The sequence below is a fragment of the Halomarinibacterium sedimenti genome, from assembly GCF_019312585.1.
Lineage (GTDB): Bacteria > Bacteroidota > Bacteroidia > Flavobacteriales > Flavobacteriaceae > Halomarinibacterium > Halomarinibacterium sedimenti.
In genome coordinates this window covers 1-16,252 of the sequence record NZ_JAHWDP010000008.1, presented here as the reverse complement: position 1 = coordinate 16,252, position 16,252 = coordinate 1, and the positions used below count along the sequence as shown (strand labels likewise).

The window sequence follows — 16,252 nt, the reverse complement described above, 5'->3', positions numbered from 1 at the left end:
AATTGGGTGCAAAAGTAGTGTATTTGTTAGAACCTAACAAGCAAATAGCCAGTGTATTTATCGTCTTTATGTATCCTTTTCTACTATAGAGAATAGGATGGATTGTAAAATGGACAATAATACACTAAACGCCAACGCCCACCAGAAGTTTCGAACGGCAAATCCATCGATAAAATAGTCTGCCATTAAAATGATGGCAGCATTAATAACCAATAGAAATAATCCTAAAGTTACAATGGTTATTGGAAAAGTAAGAAACACTAAAATAGGCTTCACTATAAGACGTAAAATGGCTAATACCACAGCTACAATCACTGCCGACCAATAACTTGCCACTTCCACTCCAGGAAGAATATAAGCCAAAATCATAACCGCAACGGCGGTAAGTAATATTTTTAATAACGTTTGCATAGTTGTTTGTTTTGTTGACTTAAATTTCGAAAAATCATTTTAAAAATTCCATAATCTTATCATAAAATTGAGACGGGTTGTCGGCATGTAACCAATGTCCTGCCTTAGAAATGGTTTCAATTTTAGCTTTTGGAAAATGTTTGTGTATGAGAATTTCATCCATAGGAAGGATATAACCCGATTTTTCACCTTTTACAAAAAGGGTCTCTTTTTCAAAAGTGGCATCATTTGCAAGTGCATTACCCACTATGTTGTATTCTTTAATAAGGACTGGAAGGTTGATGCGCAGTGCAAGCTTTCCTTTTTCTATCCAATACAGGTTTTTCAATAAAAATTGACGCGTCCCAAAATGCGGAATGTACTTTGAAAGCACCTCATCTGCTTCCCCTCTTGAGGTTATTTCATCAAAATTTAAAGACGATAACGCCTTCAAAATATCTTGATGGTGTTCTGGATAGGATTTTGGGCCTATATCTGCCACAATTAGTTTTGAAACTTTTTCGGGATAGGTTGTTGCAAACTCCATGGCTGTTTTTCCACCCATAGAGTGCCCTAGCAAAATAATTTCTTTCAATTGATGCTCCTCACAGTAATGCTTTAGGTCTTCACTCATGGATTTATAGGTGAACTCATCGCTATGGAAACTTCTTCCGTGATTGCGCTGGTCTACCAAATGAACTTGATACTCTTTTTCAGAAAAATCATTCCCCAGTGTTTTCCAATTATCCCCAGAACCTAAAAACCCATGAAGAATAACAAATGGGGTTCCTTCCCCAATTATTTGAGAGTGCAATTGCATTATTGTAGTTTTTGAAGATATTGTTTGATCACATTTTCTAATCCCATATAAAGGGCTTCGCAAATGAGCGCATGCCCTATAGAAACTTCCAATAAATTAGGAATATTTTCCTTAAAAAACTGAATGTTATCCAATGATAAATCATGTCCTGCATTAATTCCCAATCCAAGTTCATGGGCTCTTATCGCACATTGTGTATATGGTTCAATGGCTTTTTTGTTTCCTAAACTATATTGATGGGCAAATGCTTCGGTATACAATTCAATTCTATCGGTTCCAGTGTTAGCCGCTCCTTCTATCATTTCCATATTAGGATCTACAAAAATGGAGGTTCTAATACCCTGTTTTTTACAACCAGCAATAATTTCCTTTAAATACCCTCCGTGTTTTATGGTATCCCAGCCAGCATTGGACGTAATGGCATCCACAGCATCTGGAACTAAGGTTACTTGGGTAGGTTTAATTTTAAAAACCATATCCAAAAATGCATCCATTGGGTTTCCTTCAATATTATATTCGGTGGTAACCACTGATTTTAAATCGTATGCATCTTGGTATTTTATATGACGCTCATCAGGTCTTGGATGAATGGTAATTCCTTGGGCTCCAAATTTTTGAATATCTTTTGCAGCTTGCACCACATTAGGCATATTTCCTCCCCGAGCATTGCGTAGTGTGGCAATTTTATTAATATTAACGCTTAATTTTGTCATTTTTTAAAAGATATTTGACAAAAATACAAACTTGAAGTCCCTTTTGGCACGGTTATTTTAAGTAATTTGCATAAAAATTGAATAGTGGATACACAAAGTTATATCATAAACGATTTAAAGCCTTTCGATAGTAACGATACCCTAAGGCAAGTAAAAAATGCTTTTAATCAGCTTACCTTTTCACACATTCCTGTTTCGGAAGAGGGTATCTTTATAGGTTGTATTTCTGAAACGGACGCTCATTGTTTTGATAGTGATAAAACATTAAACGATTATCGTTATGCAGTAGAACCTTTTTTTGTGAGAGTGACTACCAATTGGCTTGATATTTTGGAGGCTTTTGCACAAAAAGGTTCTAATATAATGCCTGTTTTAGACGAAAAAGGATCCTATGTTGGGTATTACGAACTGAGTGACATTATGGATTTATTCAATCACACCCCTTTTTTAAATGAAACAGGAGGAATTATTGTCGTAGAAAAAGGAAGCCACGATTATTCTTTTAGTGAAATTTGCCAGATTGTTGAATCGAATGATGGAAAAGTTCTTGGTGCATTTATTTCTAATATTGAAAATGACATTACTCAAACTACCATAAAAATTGGTCATTCTGGAATGAATTCCATCGCTCAAACGTTTAGAAGATATGGTTACAATGTAGTTTCAGAGCACGAAGAAGATAAAATGAATGATGAGCTAAAAGAACGTTCAGACTACCTTAACAAATACCTAAATATCTAAGCAATGAAGATTGGTATTTACGGGCAATTCTATCACAAAGATCCAGAAGAATATATTCAACTTATTTTGGATGTACTCCAAAAAAATGGAGCAAACGTCTTTATTGAAGAAGGTTTTTTGAAAATCATTGAGCAACACGAAGGAATTTCAACTCCAGTAAGTAGTATCGAAACCTTCAAAAAACTAGATACATCTTACGATTTTTTTTTGAGCATTGGAGGTGATGGAACTTTATTAAAATCCGTCACTTTTGTAAGGGATTTAGGCATTCCCATTATAGGAATTAATACAGGACGACTTGGGTTTTTGGCAACTATTCAGAAAGAAAAAATTACTGAAAGCATTCAAAATTTAATGGAAGGGAAATATCAAATATCTGAAAGAAGTCTCCTAACCATCGAAACTACCCCACCTAATAAAGAGCTTTCTCCCCTCAATTTTGCCTTAAACGAAATTGCAGTTAACCGAAAGAATACTACCTCCATGATAAAGGTAGACACAAAGGTAGATGACGAATATCTTACCTCCTATTGGAGTGATGGCCTTATAGTGTCTACTCCAACGGGCTCGACAGGATATTCTTTAAGTTGTGGTGGACCTGTTATGGATCCAGGAGCTTCAAGTATTATTATTACGCCTATTGCCCCGCATAATCTTAACGCAAGGCCTTTAGTATTACCAGACTCTAGTGTTTTATCTTTAAAAGTTTCGGGAAGAGAGGATAGCTATTTGGTTTCTTTAGACTCAAGGATTGCAACCCTTACCAACGATACGCATATTACTATTAAAAAAGCTCCATTTACCATAAAAATGGTCCAAATGGAAAATAGTTCATTTATTAAAACCCTTAGAGAGAAATTACTTTGGGGAGAAGACAAGCGTAATTAAACAATAAAACCTCTTAAATTTTGTTTTACACACTGTACTAATTTGCTGAAACTATGGTGAAGCAAAGTTAATTGTTATATTTGCAAACTTTTAGAGAATATGAGGTACTTTTTATCGATTTTTTTAATTACAAGCTGTATTTTTTTGGGAAATTCACAAACCTATGAGGTTGGAGGGTTTTTGGGAGGAACCAATTATATAGGTGATATTGGAAAAACCAATTATATCTCCCCAAACAACTTAGTTTTTGGAGGAATATTTAAATGGAATCGCAGTGCACGTCATTCTTTTAGGGGATCTATAATGTATGGTGAAATAAAAGGAGATGATTCTGAGTCAAGTGAAGAAAGAAGAAAACAAAGAGGATATTCCTTTAACAATTCTATATTAGAAGCTTCCGTAGGACTTGAATATACCTTTTGGGAATTTAATATACATTCAGGATATCCAGAGGGAACACCGTATCTTTACACAGGACTTACCTATTTTGGATATAATGCGCTTTACAAAAGAGGAAATGATCAAATTGTAGAATATGATAATGCTGGTTCAATTGCAATCCCCATGGTAATTGGCTATAAAGCAACTGTTGGTTCTCGGTTTGTTATTGGATTTGAAATTGGTGCGAGATATACTTTTACAGATAATCTAGACGGAAGTAACCCCACTGGGGGACTTGCGGACGAAGAAACGCTTAAATTTGGAAATATTAATAGCGATGACTGGTATGTATTTACTGGCGTTTCATTAACAGTTATGTTTGGACGAAAACCCTGTTACTGTAATTTTTAAATGGATTTAATTACCCAAATAGACAAAAAAAAGCTTCCAAAGCATCTCGCGGTGATTATGGATGGAAATGGTCGTTGGGCAAAAAAACAAGGGTTATTTAGAACTTTTGGCCATGAAAATGGTACAAAAGCCGTTCGAGAAATTGTTGAGGCTTGTGCAGCACTTCCTATTCCCTATTTAACTTTATACGCTTTTTCTACCGAAAATTGGAACCGTCCAAAAATTGAAGTAGAAACACTTATGAAGCTATTAGTTTCATCCTTAAAAAGTGAAATTAAAACTCTTCTAGATAATCAAATAAAGCTTAACGCAATAGGCAATCTAGACGCGCTTCCTAAAAAAGCACGTAGAGAATTATTGGATGTAATAGAAAAGACCAAGTCCAACACACGCATGACCCTTACCCTAGCCTTAAGCTATGGCTCTAGGGAAGAAATTATAAAAACTATTAAAGAGATTAGCGACAAAGTTAAAAATAACCTAATTTCGCCGTCGAGTATTGATGAATCAGTAATAAATAATCATCTTTACACCCGTGACTTGCCAGATGTAGATTTGTTAATAAGAACAAGCGGTGAGTTGCGAATAAGTAATTTTTTACTGTGGCAAATAGCATATGCCGAATTGTATTTTACAGATACCCTTTGGCCAGATTATAGAAAAGACCATCTTTTTGAAGCGATTATAAATTATCAGAAAAGAGAAAGAAGATTTGGAAAGACGAGCGAACAACTTGAACCATAATACACTGAAACGATTTTACAACCACTTATACTGCTTATTGTTTTTGGCAGTATTCACTACTATCTCGGCTTCGGCTCAAAAAAAAGAGCTAGATTCTGGAACTCGTTATTCCATTAAAAGCATTACCGTTACTGGCGCTCAAAACTTTAATGAGAATACCGTAATTGCTTTTACTGGACTTAAAATTGGAGATAGAATTTACATTCCAGGAGAGAAACTAAGTAATGTTACCAAAAAACTTTGGGAACAAAACCTTTTTAGCGATATCGCATTTTACGTGACAAATATTGATGGTGATGAGGTTGACCTTGAACTATACATTGTAGAACTTCCGAAGTTAAATGAAGTTACTATAGAAGGTGTTCGTAAAGGGAAAGCAAAAGAAATTAAAAAGGATAATAACTTGGTAAACGGAACAAAAATTACCAAGAACCTAATCACTACTACCAAAAATTATATTAAAAACAAGTATCGAGATCAAGGCTTTTTTAATACCAATGTTATTGTCTCCACTACCCCAATTAAAGATTCAACTGGGGTTGAAACGGGACAGGATATGAAAATCCTTATTAACAAAGGAAAAAGAGTAAAAGTGAAATCCATTACTTTTGAAGGGAATGAGCAGATAAAGGATAAAAAGCTTCGGAAGTTTATGAAAAACGTGAAGCAAAAAAATCCTATTCGAATTTTCAAAAAATCTAAATATACCGATGTTGGATACGAAGAAGATAAAGCGACCCTTATTCAGAAATATAAAGAAAATGGTTTCCGTGATGCTCGGGTATTAAGTGACACTCTTATCGTTAATGACGAAAAACATATTTCGTTAAAACTAAAAGTTGAAGAGGGTAAGAAATACTACTTTGGTGATATTCGGTTTATTGGAAATAGTGTGTATACAGATAGCCAATTAAAACAATATTTGGCTATTAATAAAGGCGACACTTACAACGGAACGTTACTTCAAGAACGAATTGAAGATAAGTCTGAGCCTGACGCAGCAGATATTACCAACCTATACCAAAACGAAGGATACTTATTCTCCCAAATTAATCCTGTTGAAGTCGCAGTTAGAAACGACACCATTGATTTTGAAATTAGAATTAGGGAAGGAAAATTGGCCTATTTTGACCATGTTACAGTTATTGGAAACGATAAAACCAATGACCATGTTATCTATAGAGAATTAAGAACACGTCCTGGTCAAAAATATAGTAAGCGAAACGTTATTAGAACCATAAGAGAATTGGGACAATTAGGGTATTTTGACCCAGAACAATTATCTCCTAATTTCAAAAATGTGGATGCCAACAACGGTACTTTAGATATGGAGTATTCGGTAGTTGAAAAAGGTTCAAGCCAGATTGAATTACAAGGTGGTTATGGTGGAGGTGGATTTGTAGGAACACTTGGATTGTCTTTTAATAACTTCTCACTTCGAAACATCTTTAATGGAGAAGCATATAAGCCTATCCCTATGGGAGACGGACAACGATTATCGTTAAGAGCACAGGCCAGTACTTTCTATCAGACCTATAGTATTTCGGTTACCGAGCCTTGGTTGGGAGGTAAAAAACCCGTACAGCTTAATACCTCTTTTTCGCATACCATCCAATATCGATATGATTTTGTGGCGCGTGAAAGAGACAAGGACCAACGCTTTTTAATTACTGGGGGTTCTGTAGGTATTGCCAAAAGATTAAAGTGGCCAGACGATTATTTTCAGTTATCTCAAGCCGTAAGTTTTCAGCATTACAACTTAAAAAATTACAACACAGGACTTTTCACTTTTGGAGATGGATTTTCAAATAACCTTGCATATACCATAGGAATAGGAAGAAACAGTACTTCTGCAAACCCTATTTACCCGAGAAGCGGATCAGATTTTAGTTTAAGCGCAAAACTTACTGTTCCCTATTCGTTATTTAATGGCGTTGATTATAGTGCTTTGGCAGACGAACGAAGTGAATTAGAAACCATTATTAATACAAACACCTCTACAGAAACGGAAGTGGTGGATGCTAGAGAGCGACGTTCTGAAATAGATCAAACTCGTTTTAACTGGTTAGAATATTATAAGGTTAAGTTTCAAGCCACTTGGTATTCTACTATTGTAGGTGATTTGGTACTACGCCCAAAAGCAGAGTTTGGATTTTTAGGAGCGTATAATAATGATAGAGGAATTCCTCCGTTTGAAAGATTTTTTGTGGGAGGGGACGGATTAGGTTCTTTCAGTTTGGACGGAAGAGAAGTAATTCAATTACGCGGTTATCCTAATCAATCACTTTCAACAACCGATGGAGATAACATTTACAATAAATTTTCGTTAGAGTTACGTTACCCAGTCACATTGAAGCAATTAGCTTCAATTTATGTATTGGCATTTGCAGAAGGTGGTGGATCATACGACGGCTTTAGAAATTACGATCCTTTTAATTTAAAAAGGTCTGCTGGCGCAGGAATTCGTATATTTATGCCTGCTTTTGGTCTTTTGGGGATAGATTTCGGATATGGATTTGATCCTGTTTTAAATGGAAATCAGAAAAATGGATGGGAAACCCACTTTATCATTGGGCAACAATTTTAAATTTGGCACGATATTTTCTAAGTAACAACCAGCAATTATGAAAACAACTAGATTCATTCTTTCACTTCTGGCAATTATTTGTTTTAGCTTCGCTATGGACGCCCAAAGAGGTGTGCGAATAGGCTATATTGATATGGAATACATCCTTGAAAGTGTTCCAGAATATCAAGAAGCTACTACACAATTAGAAGGAAAAGTTCAAAAATGGAAAAAAGACCTCGAAAAAATGTCGAAGGAAATTGACCAAATGAAACTGAACTTGGCAAATGAAAAAGTGCTTCTAACCAAAGAATTGGTAGAAGAGCGTGAAGAAGAAATTAAAATTCTAGAAGACGAAATGCTAGAGTATCAACAAAATCGTTTTGGCCCTAATGGCGATTTAGACATCCAAAGACGCCAACTAGTTCAACCCATTCAAGATCAAGTATTCAATATTGTTCAAGAAATTGCAGAAGCAAAAAAATATGATTTCATTTTTGATAAATCAGCAGACATTGTGATGCTTTTTGCCGCAAAAAGAAATGATATAAGCGAACAGGTTTTAAGACAAATTAACCGTGCTGCAAAAAGAGAAGAAGCCACAAACAAGAGAGAAAAGAAAGAAATAGAAAAGCGCGACAACTTATCGCTTGAAGAAGATAAAGAAGTTACTGCACGAGAAGAAGCCATTGAGGACAAAAAGAACGAAAGAGAAAAAATGATGGAGGAGCGTAAAAAACAACGTGATTCTCTTAGAGCAGTTAAAAAAGCCGAATTTGAAGCCAAGAGACAAAGGCTTCTTGAAGAAAGACAACAAAGAAAAGACTCTATCGAAAATGCCAGAAATGGTGGTGGTGGACCTCCAACAGGCGGTAGCGAAGAAGGTGATGGAGGCAATTAAATATTAATAATAAATCTATAAACACTCAAATAATTTCTTACAATGAAAAAAATTAATTTACTTTTTGTAGCAGTAATGCTTTTTATGGGAGCTACTAGTTTTGTAAATGCTCAATCTAAAATAGCACATATTAACACTGGAGATTTAGTGGCTGCTATGCCAGAAATGAAAGCTGCACAAAGCCAGTTAGAAAAATTACAAAAGACCTACGACACAGAGATAAAGGCCATGGCAAAAGAGCTTGATACTAAAATTAAGCAGTACGATGCCGAAGCCGATTCTAAAACGGAAGAGGAAAACAGAAAAAGAATTGAAGAAGTGCAAGGCATGCAAAACAACATAGGTGCTTACAGACAACAAGCGCTTCAAGATCTTCAGAAAAAAGAAGGAGACTTGTACCAGCCTATTTTGGACAAAGCACGTAACGCGATTCAAAAAGTAGCGAGAGCACAAGGCTTTCAGTATGTATTAGATTCTTCTCAAGGTTCTGGAGTAATCCTTTCAGATGGAAAAGATCTTCTTGCAGATGTAAAGAAAGAATTAGGAATTTAATTTCTGAATCACAAAAAATTTAAGACCCCACAGAAGCATTTCTGTAGGGTCTTTTTTTATCTTTACTCGCAAAGCGAGGGTTAAATATAACGAGGCTAAACAAGATTTTATTCTTTTTCGCAAAAAAATGTCACTTGTATTTACACAATATTAGTTTACACTCAATGAAACAAAACGGAGCTATTGGAATTTTCGATTCGGGTGTAGGCGGCACCTCCATCTGGAAGGAAATCCATGGACTCCTCCCTTTTGAAGATACCATCTACCTTGCCGATAGCAAATATGCTCCTTATGGAAATCGCTCCAAAGAAGAAATCACTGCTTTAAGCATAAAAAACACCGAATTCCTCATCGCTCAAGGTTGCAAAATTATTGTGGTAGCCTGTAACACTGCCACTACCAATGCTATTAAAGTATTACGAGCCAATTACAACATCCCTATCATTGGTATTGAACCAGCCATAAAACCAGCTGCACTACATTCTAAAACAAAAAGTATAGGAATTTTAGCTACCAAAGGAACGCTTAGCAGCGAACTGTTTCATAAAACATCTGAAGCCTTTACAAACGGTATTCAACTCACCGAAGTAGTAGGAGAAGGATTAGTCTCCCTTATTGAAAAAGGTGCCTTAGACAGTCTTGAAATGATGGAATTGCTAGAAAAACATATACGCCCTATGATAGAAGCCAATATTGACTATCTGGTGTTGGGTTGTAGCCACTATCCGTATATCATTCCACAGTTGCAAAAAATACTTCCCAAACATATTACCATTATCGATTCTGGGGAAGCGGTAGCAAAGCAAACCAAGGCTATTTTAGCTGAAAATGATTTATTACGAAACGAAGAGCGAATGCCTACGCTTCGGTTTTATACAAATTCTGAAGTCGATACGCTTCAATTTTTGTTAAAAGAGTTTGCTGTAAAAATTTCGATTGAAAAGAAAGGTTTTTGATTACTACTTAAACCAACTCGAATACTTCACGTAATTTTCAGCAATTCGGTTGATTTCTCCTTCAATTAAACCTTTACTAATTTCCTTTACTTTTTTGGCAGGAACGCCAGCGTAGATACTTCCACTTTCCACGTGTGTATTTTTAGTAACTACCGCCCCCGCTGCAATAATACTATTGCTTTCTACCACGCAATCGTCCATCACAATGCTCCCCATTCCAATAAGCACATTGTCGTGAATGGTACAACCATGGACAATGGCATTATGCCCAATGGATACATTATTTCCAATATTAGTGGGTGAAGTTTGATAGGTCGCATGAATCACTGCACCATCCTGCACATTCACTTTATTGCCCATTTTAATATAATGTACATCGCCACGTATCACGGCGTTAAACCAAATACTGCAATGATTCCCTATAACTACATCGCCAACGATGGTAGCATTTTCGGCAATAAAGCAATCAGAAGGGATTTGAGGGTGTTTTCCGTTGATGGGTTTTATAATCATAATTTTAACTAAAATAACTTAACAATTCCTTCTTTTTAGATGGACTTACCATAATTTCCTTTCCGTTTTCAAGGACTACGCTACCGCCTTTTCCTTTTTTGTATTCGATAATGGCATTTACATTTACCAAATACGACTTATGCACGCGTGCAAAGCCATTTTCGGTGAGCATATCTTCAAAATACTTTAAGGTTTTACTCACCAATTTCTTTTTGTCTTTCAAGAAAATGTTGGTGTAATTATCGTCTGCCTGGCAGTATAAAATATCTTCCACTTGCAATACTTCAAATCCGTTTTGCAACGGAATGGTTATCTTACCCGCCACCACTGTTTGCTTCGGTTTTAGTATCATATTTTGAAGCCTGTTTTCTTGTTCTTTTATTTCAGAAACATACTTTACCGCATCAATCAATTTATCGATATCAATAGGCTTTAATAAATAATATGAAGCATGTGCATTCAACGCCTCAATGGCATAATGGTCGTAGGCAGTGACAAACACAGTTTCAAAAGTTCTGTCGCCTACTTTATCTAACAAATCGAAGGCATTTCCGTAGGGCATTTCTACATCGAGAAAAACCAAATCTAGTTCGTGAGTATTGATAAGCACCAAGGCTTGATCTATATTGGCGGCTTCTCCCAAAACTTCAACATTTGGGCAGTATTTAGTCAAGTAATTTTTTAAAATTTCCCGACTGGTTTCTTCGTCTTCAACAACTATGGCGCGTAGATTCATTTAGTCCTTTTTTAAGGTGAGTCTAACAAGGGTTCCCGCTTCATTTTCAAAGGCATCCTCCACAATAACATCCACCTTGTCCTTATACATTTCATTGAGGATAGAAATTCTTTTCTGAATATTTCCCATTCCCTTGGATTTTTGTTTTTTCTGATTTTCGGTCTTTAATTCCTTTGATTTTTTTCTTCCAATTCCGTCATCCTCAATCGTGATAATAACGGTTTCTTTATCTTTTTGCTGAAAATTAATTTTCAACATTCCTTTGTCTTCTTTATATCGAAGTCCGTGCCAAACGGCATTCTCCACATATGGCTGAAGCAACATTGGCGGAATTACAAAATCGTCTACATTTATACTTTCATCGACAGTTACCTCATAATCAAACTTATCTTTAAAGCGGAAGTGTTCCAGTTTCACATACAATTCTAGCAATTCAATTTCTTTGGAAAGCGGAATAAAATCCTCTTCGCTATTTTCCAACACCGAACGCATGAGTTGTGAAAATTCACTTAAATATTTATTGGCCGCACGTTCGTCATTACTAGCAATAAAACTATTTACCGAGTTAAGGGCATTAAAAATAAAATGCGGATTCATTTGCGTTCGCAACGATTTTAGTGCGAGCAGATTATTGGCAAACTTTTGCTGCTGTACATTTTTCCGCTGGGTGTAGGCAGTAAATAGCAAGAGCAATGCAATGACAATTAACGAGCCTATAATCCATTTTTGAATTTTGTTATTTTTTTCAATCAACTCCTGATTTTCAAAAGCTAGTTTGTATCTGCTTTCATTTAATTTACGTTCGTTTTCAAGACTTGTTATACGATTTTGTCGCAATGCAATTTCTTTGCTGAAACGTGTGGCTTGTGATAACTCCTGTTCTTTTTTAATGTACAATTCATCTACCACTTCCACATAACGCTCATAGCTTTCAGCGGCTTTTCCATAATCGCCAATATCTCTATATATTTCTGAAAGTTTACGCGTGGCATCTTTTTGCACAACGAGATCCTCTTTTTTATCTGCTTCGGCAATACTTTTTTCTAAAAAGGGAATCGCCTCTTGATATTTATCCTGCGCCACATACGCATTGGCAATTTTATAATTTTGACGTTGCGGCGTTAGCGGACTATTTATATCATCTTCAGATTCTTCGGCATCCATGGACTGTATTTCGTCTAAGGTTTCTTGGCGTAATTCAATTTCCCTATCAAAATCACGCTTTTGATTGTAAAAATCGGCTACTTTATTTTTCTCTTCAACAGCACGCTTTTTATTCTCACTTTTTGAAAGGGTAAGCGAGTTCTCAAAATAGGTTTGTGCCTCTTCAATAGCGCCACCTTTAGCGTAGGCCTCTCCTATTTTGGAGTTTAAATCGGTGATTTTTGGTGAAATCTTTTTCTGATTAGCAATATCCAATCCTTTTTGATAGTTAAATACGCTTTTTACAGCATCGTTGGTCGCTTTGTAGTTATCACCAAGACCCTCGTATGCCTCTACTTGCTGATAGGGAGTAAGATCTGCTTTAAGTAAATTTTTATACTCTTGAATGCTTTCTTGGTAATTTCCGTTTCGCATATAGGCTTTCGCCAGCTTGATACGGGTATTAATATTTGGGCTAAAATTGACACTCTGTTTGTAATTTGAAAGTGCTAAATCGGGCAGTTGCCACTGTAAATTTATATCGCCTAAGGTTTCAAATGCCACTGCATTTTGAAGATTTGTTGGGTTTTTCCCTGTTACCGATTCAAGTGCTTTCGTGACATACTCAATACTTCGTTTTGCATCCTTTTTCAAAAAATAGTTTGCAGAATCGATATAGACTCTAAAAAAATCTTTATTGGCTGACCTTGATCGCGTTGAAATGGGGGCAGCTTCATTTTCCACTTTTTCAACTTCAACGGTAATTTTTTGTTGGTCTTTTATAATATAATAGACGGTTTTAAAATCATCACTCCGCACCACTAATTCATCTCCAATTCGTGCTTCAATAACGAATTCTCCAGCGTTGTTGGTAGTGGTATACCCTTTTCCCGTGATTTCGATATTCACCTTTGAAATAGGCGAATAGTCTGCAGCATTCACCACCTTTCCCTTCAGTAAAAAAACAGGTTGCGATGTTGCTTTATTTTGAGCAGAACAAAATAATATTCCGCTAAAAAACAACAAGAAACATATGGATAAAATGCGTTTCATTTCGGTTTTAAAATGTAAACATACGCACTTTGAAGCAGATGAGAAAACGGGGATTTTCAATTATTCACATTTTCGATGGACAAAAAGAATGGTTCTCTAAAAGTGTGTATCATTTCCCTCATTCACATGGGTCATTCACTCAAAGTAGTTTTTTTCAGAAAAAAGATGGGTCTATGTTTACACAAAATAAAAACAGTTAGTTATGAAAACCTTGAAAACACTCCTCTTTATCACACTATCCCTTTCCTTTTTTGCTTGCAAAGCAGAGGAAAAGAAAAAAGTAGCTTTTACAGAACCTATGGAAGTCTCTTCGCCCATTTCTAAACATTCTATAAAAGTAGCCTTATTATTAGACACCAGTAATAGTATGGATGGTTTAATTGACCAGGCCAAAGCACAACTTTGGGAAATTGTCAATGAACTTTCGTATGCAAAATGTAAGCATGAGCAACCCAATTTGGAAATTGCTCTATACGAATATGGAAACGACAATCTAAGCTCTCGCGATGGTTATATCAGAAAAATATTAGCATTTACAAGTGACCTTGATGATATCTCGAAAGAGTTGTTCTCTTTAACCACCAATGGAGGTAGCGAATATTGTGGAACCGTAATATCTGCATCCTTATCACAACTTGATTGGGGAAATGATGCAGATGACCTTAAAATGATATTTATAGCAGGTAACGAGCCCTTTACTCAGGGAAAAATTGATTATCGTGACGCCGCAAATATGGCAAAAGAAAAAGACGTTGTGGTTAATACCATCTTTTGTGGAGACTACACGCACGGGGTAAACACAAAATGGAAAGAAGGCGCACAACTAGCCTACGGTGATTATATGGCAATAAATCACAATCAGCAAACCGTGCATATTCCTTCTCCTTACGACGATTTAATTCTTCAATTAAATATTCAATTAAACGGAACATATATTCCTTATGGACGTTACGGAAAAGAAAAAGTTGCGGTACAGGAAATGCAAGATGCGAATGCTGAAGAGTACAGCAAAGCAAACGCTGTAAGCAGGACAGTTTCAAAAGGTTCCCATTTTTACAACAACAGTACTTGGGATTTGGTAGATGCTGAAAAGGAAGCAGATTTTAGTTATGATAAATTGAAAAAAGAAGATTTACCTGAAAATCTTCAGGGAAAATCGAAAGCTGAAATTAAGGCCTATGTTGAAAAGCAAAAGAAAGAACGAGAGCGAATTCAATCTGAAATTGCAAAATTAAATGAGCAAAGAAAAGCGTTTATTGCAAACGAAAAAAAGAATACCAACAATGGTTTAGAAAGTGCTATGATTGAAGCACTTAAAAAACAAGCTAAGAAGAAAAACTACACTTGGAATTAAAAAAAGCCCCGTTCGGGGCTTTTTTTTTATTTTGTGTTGGGACGCAACATCCCGTTGTATCTCATGTCCTGAGACCAACTTTTATAATTACCTTCTAAGAAATTGTATCCTATAGTTAACTGGTGAAATCCTCCCTTTTGTAGGCGAACATTTCCAGTCTGATAAGAATAGGTATATGCTACAACAAACTTGTTATAGTTTACCCCTATCACAGGCGTAAAATATTGTAGTTGTTGATCTTTAATTTCCGTACCGTCTAAGTATTCGGCTCCATCAAAACTTCTTCTATACGAAATTCCTCCCCAAATTCTTCCAAAATCCATGCTTCTAAAGGCTTTGAAGTTTACATCAATAGATTGTTCATTAGTTCTTTCTTTCCATATAAACAAAAATGATGGCTCGTAAGTCCAAATTCCATAGGTAGTAGAAATACCATAAGAAGCCGCTAAGTTATATGCCCTTTGATTATTGGATTCTAATTCTTCCGTAAACAAATTTCTATTTCTGAAAAGCAAATTCTTAACGGTAAAATGAGCTTGAAAATCTAAAAAGTTATAAGACATCCCTGCATCCACATTAAAATAGGATGTGCTCTGAACAATTCCTGCGATAATAGGATCAAAATCATTAGGATCAAAATTAGTTTCATCCAGTTTAGACTGTATAAGTCCCGCACTTAATCCAAAGGATAATTGGTTTAAATCATATTTGCTTCTAGAGAACATGATATGATGCGCATAGGTTAAATATCCTCCCACTTGCGAATGATATCCGTTTTGATCATTAAATACAATAGCACCAATTCCTGCGCGATCACCTAGCCTTGTATGATAACTTAATGTTTGAACATTAGGCGCCTCATTTTGGTCAAACCATTGCTGTCTAGCCGTTAGTCTAACTTTACCGTAAGAATACGATCCTGCCATTGATGGATGTAACAAATAAAGGTTATCTGCAAAATAATCTGAATAAGTTGGAATCCCATCCTGTGCATACATAAAAGAAGTACACAAAAATATAAGACTTAGAAATGCTTTTTTTATTTTCATAATTAACTATTATCTATCGTTTAATTGTAAAATGCCCTGTAAAGGTTTTGTTAGTTTCGTCCTCTTTGTACTCTACCCTAAACCAGTAATCGCTCGATGGTAGTGGTGACCCATTATAGGTACCATCCCATCCCGATCCACTAGGACTTATCTGCTTGAGCAGTTTCCCATACCTGTCAAAGATATAAATCTTTGCCGTAGGATCGTACTGTGCAATACCAATTATATTCCACGTGTCGTGGTACCCATCGCCATTGGGGGTCATAAACTGTGGATAGTCCACTACCCCTACCTCAAGGGTCACACTACCACATCCATGAGCATCGCTTATGGTGATGATA

At 35.9% G+C, this 16,252-nt stretch carries 17 protein-coding genes; 9 read left to right on the top strand and 8 right to left on the bottom strand.

What is annotated here, in order from left to right; translation table 11 throughout:
• Positions 1–66: 66 nt before the first annotated feature.
• Genes KXJ69_RS13110 through KXJ69_RS13100 form a run of 3 tightly spaced genes read right to left on the bottom strand, consistent with a single transcriptional unit; the run spans position 67 to position 1,923 of the window.
• The gene (locus tag KXJ69_RS13110) at positions 67–411 is read right to left on the bottom strand and encodes a phage holin family protein (protein WP_219053578.1); all 345 of its coding nucleotides are present in this window, start codon (positions 409–411) and stop codon (positions 67–69) included.
• A 34-nt stretch (positions 412–445) separates the two neighbouring features.
• Complete coding sequence (locus tag KXJ69_RS13105) at positions 446–1,210, bottom strand: alpha/beta fold hydrolase (RefSeq protein ID WP_219053577.1); 765 nt, start codon at positions 1,208–1,210, stop codon at positions 446–448.
• Positions 1,210–1,923: a pyridoxine 5'-phosphate synthase gene (locus KXJ69_RS13100; protein ID WP_219053576.1), complete on the bottom strand. Its 714-nt coding sequence runs from the start codon at positions 1,921–1,923 to the stop codon at positions 1,210–1,212. Before KXJ69_RS13100 ends, KXJ69_RS13105 begins: the two co-directional genes overlap by 1 nt.
• A gap of 84 nt (positions 1,924–2,007) precedes the next feature.
• Here KXJ69_RS13100 and KXJ69_RS13095 point away from each other — a divergent pair, with 84 nt between their 5' ends.
• From KXJ69_RS13095 to murI, 8 genes are all read left to right on the top strand, one after another.
• Entirely contained in the window at positions 2,008–2,664 is a 657-nt protein-coding gene (locus KXJ69_RS13095; RefSeq protein WP_219053575.1) for a CBS domain-containing protein, read from the top strand.
• A 3-nt stretch (positions 2,665–2,667) separates the two neighbouring features.
• Positions 2,668–3,552: an NAD kinase gene (locus KXJ69_RS13090; protein ID WP_219053574.1), complete on the top strand. Its 885-nt coding sequence runs from the start codon at positions 2,668–2,670 to the stop codon at positions 3,550–3,552.
• A 99-nt stretch (positions 3,553–3,651) separates the two neighbouring features.
• A complete protein-coding gene (porG, locus tag KXJ69_RS13085) occupies positions 3,652–4,344 on the top strand; it encodes a type IX secretion system protein PorG (RefSeq protein ID WP_219053573.1) in 693 nt (230 codons plus the stop codon).
• Positions 4,345–5,088: an undecaprenyl pyrophosphate synthase gene (gene uppS / locus KXJ69_RS13080; protein ID WP_219053572.1), complete on the top strand. Its 744-nt coding sequence runs from the start codon at positions 4,345–4,347 to the stop codon at positions 5,086–5,088.
• Entirely contained in the window at positions 5,057–7,675 is a 2,619-nt protein-coding gene (bamA, locus tag KXJ69_RS13075; RefSeq protein ID WP_219053571.1) for an outer membrane protein assembly factor BamA, read from the top strand. The genes uppS and bamA overlap by 32 nt, the downstream gene beginning before the upstream one ends.
• Before the next feature lie 37 nt (positions 7,676–7,712).
• A complete protein-coding gene (locus tag KXJ69_RS13070; RefSeq protein ID WP_219053570.1) occupies positions 7,713–8,555 on the top strand; it encodes an OmpH/Skp family outer membrane protein in 843 nt (280 codons plus the stop codon).
• A gap of 42 nt (positions 8,556–8,597) precedes the next feature.
• Entirely contained in the window at positions 8,598–9,107 is a 510-nt protein-coding gene (locus KXJ69_RS13065) for an OmpH/Skp family outer membrane protein (RefSeq protein WP_219053569.1), read from the top strand.
• 164 nt (positions 9,108–9,271) lie between these two features.
• On the top strand, positions 9,272–10,063 hold the full coding sequence (gene murI, locus KXJ69_RS13060) for a glutamate racemase (RefSeq protein ID WP_219053568.1): 792 nt from the start codon (positions 9,272–9,274) through the stop codon (positions 10,061–10,063).
• Between the two features lie 3 nt (positions 10,064–10,066).
• On the opposite strand, the gene KXJ69_RS13055 is transcribed toward murI, so the two are convergent.
• The 3 genes from KXJ69_RS13055 to KXJ69_RS13045 are packed head-to-tail and all read right to left on the bottom strand — an operon-like array spanning position 10,067 to position 13,508.
• On the bottom strand, positions 10,067–10,579 hold the full coding sequence (locus KXJ69_RS13055) for a gamma carbonic anhydrase family protein (RefSeq protein WP_219053621.1): 513 nt from the start codon (positions 10,577–10,579) through the stop codon (positions 10,067–10,069).
• Between the two features lies 1 nt (position 10,580).
• Positions 10,581–11,312: a LytR/AlgR family response regulator transcription factor gene (locus KXJ69_RS13050; protein ID WP_219053567.1), complete on the bottom strand. Its 732-nt coding sequence runs from the start codon at positions 11,310–11,312 to the stop codon at positions 10,581–10,583.
• Positions 11,313–13,508, bottom strand: coding sequence for a histidine kinase (locus KXJ69_RS13045; RefSeq protein ID WP_219053566.1), 2,196 nt, complete (start codon positions 13,506–13,508; stop codon positions 11,313–11,315). It lies immediately after the preceding gene.
• 202 nt (positions 13,509–13,710) lie between these two features.
• On the opposite strand from KXJ69_RS13045, the gene KXJ69_RS13040 reads away from it, so the two are divergent.
• Positions 13,711–14,862 (top strand): vWA domain-containing protein, encoded by a 1,152-nt coding sequence (locus KXJ69_RS13040; protein ID WP_219053565.1) that lies wholly within the window; start codon positions 13,711–13,713, stop codon positions 14,860–14,862.
• Positions 14,863–14,888: 26 nt separating this feature from the next.
• Here the strand turns inward: KXJ69_RS13040 and KXJ69_RS13035 are convergent, their stop codons facing one another.
• Entirely contained in the window at positions 14,889–15,911 is a 1,023-nt protein-coding gene (locus tag KXJ69_RS13035) for a PorP/SprF family type IX secretion system membrane protein (protein WP_219053564.1), read from the bottom strand.
• Between the two features lie 13 nt (positions 15,912–15,924).
• Positions 15,925–16,252: T9SS type B sorting domain-containing protein (locus tag KXJ69_RS13030; protein WP_219053563.1), on the bottom strand; the 328-nt coding region annotated here is incomplete at its 5' end.

What these genes read in the sequence shown, in the direction of transcription:
- KXJ69_RS13090 (WP_219053574.1), top strand. Translation starts at nt 2,668, where the DNA reads ATGAAGATTGGTATTTACGGGCAATTCTATCACAAAGATCCAGAAGAA.
- KXJ69_RS13035 (WP_219053564.1), bottom strand. Translation starts at nt 15,911, where the DNA reads ATGAAAATAAAAAAAGCATTTCTAAGTCTTATATTTTTGTGTACTTCT.
- KXJ69_RS13040 (WP_219053565.1), top strand. Translation starts at nt 13,711, where the DNA reads ATGAAAACCTTGAAAACACTCCTCTTTATCACACTATCCCTTTCCTTT.
- murI (WP_219053568.1), top strand. Translation starts at nt 9,272, where the DNA reads ATGAAACAAAACGGAGCTATTGGAATTTTCGATTCGGGTGTAGGCGGC.
- KXJ69_RS13050 (WP_219053567.1), bottom strand. Translation starts at nt 11,312, where the DNA reads ATGAATCTACGCGCCATAGTTGTTGAAGACGAAGAAACCAGTCGGGAA.
- porG (WP_219053573.1), top strand. Translation starts at nt 3,652, where the DNA reads ATGAGGTACTTTTTATCGATTTTTTTAATTACAAGCTGTATTTTTTTG.
- KXJ69_RS13045 (WP_219053566.1), bottom strand. Translation starts at nt 13,508, where the DNA reads ATGAAACGCATTTTATCCATATGTTTCTTGTTGTTTTTTAGCGGAATA.
- KXJ69_RS13110 (WP_219053578.1), bottom strand. Translation starts at nt 411, where the DNA reads ATGCAAACGTTATTAAAAATATTACTTACCGCCGTTGCGGTTATGATT.
- KXJ69_RS13065 (WP_219053569.1), top strand. Translation starts at nt 8,598, where the DNA reads ATGAAAAAAATTAATTTACTTTTTGTAGCAGTAATGCTTTTTATGGGA.
- uppS (WP_219053572.1), top strand. Translation starts at nt 4,345, where the DNA reads ATGGATTTAATTACCCAAATAGACAAAAAAAAGCTTCCAAAGCATCTC.
- KXJ69_RS13070 (WP_219053570.1), top strand. Translation starts at nt 7,713, where the DNA reads ATGAAAACAACTAGATTCATTCTTTCACTTCTGGCAATTATTTGTTTT.
- KXJ69_RS13105 (WP_219053577.1), bottom strand. Translation starts at nt 1,210, where the DNA reads ATGCAATTGCACTCTCAAATAATTGGGGAAGGAACCCCATTTGTTATT.
- KXJ69_RS13100 (WP_219053576.1), bottom strand. Translation starts at nt 1,923, where the DNA reads ATGACAAAATTAAGCGTTAATATTAATAAAATTGCCACACTACGCAAT.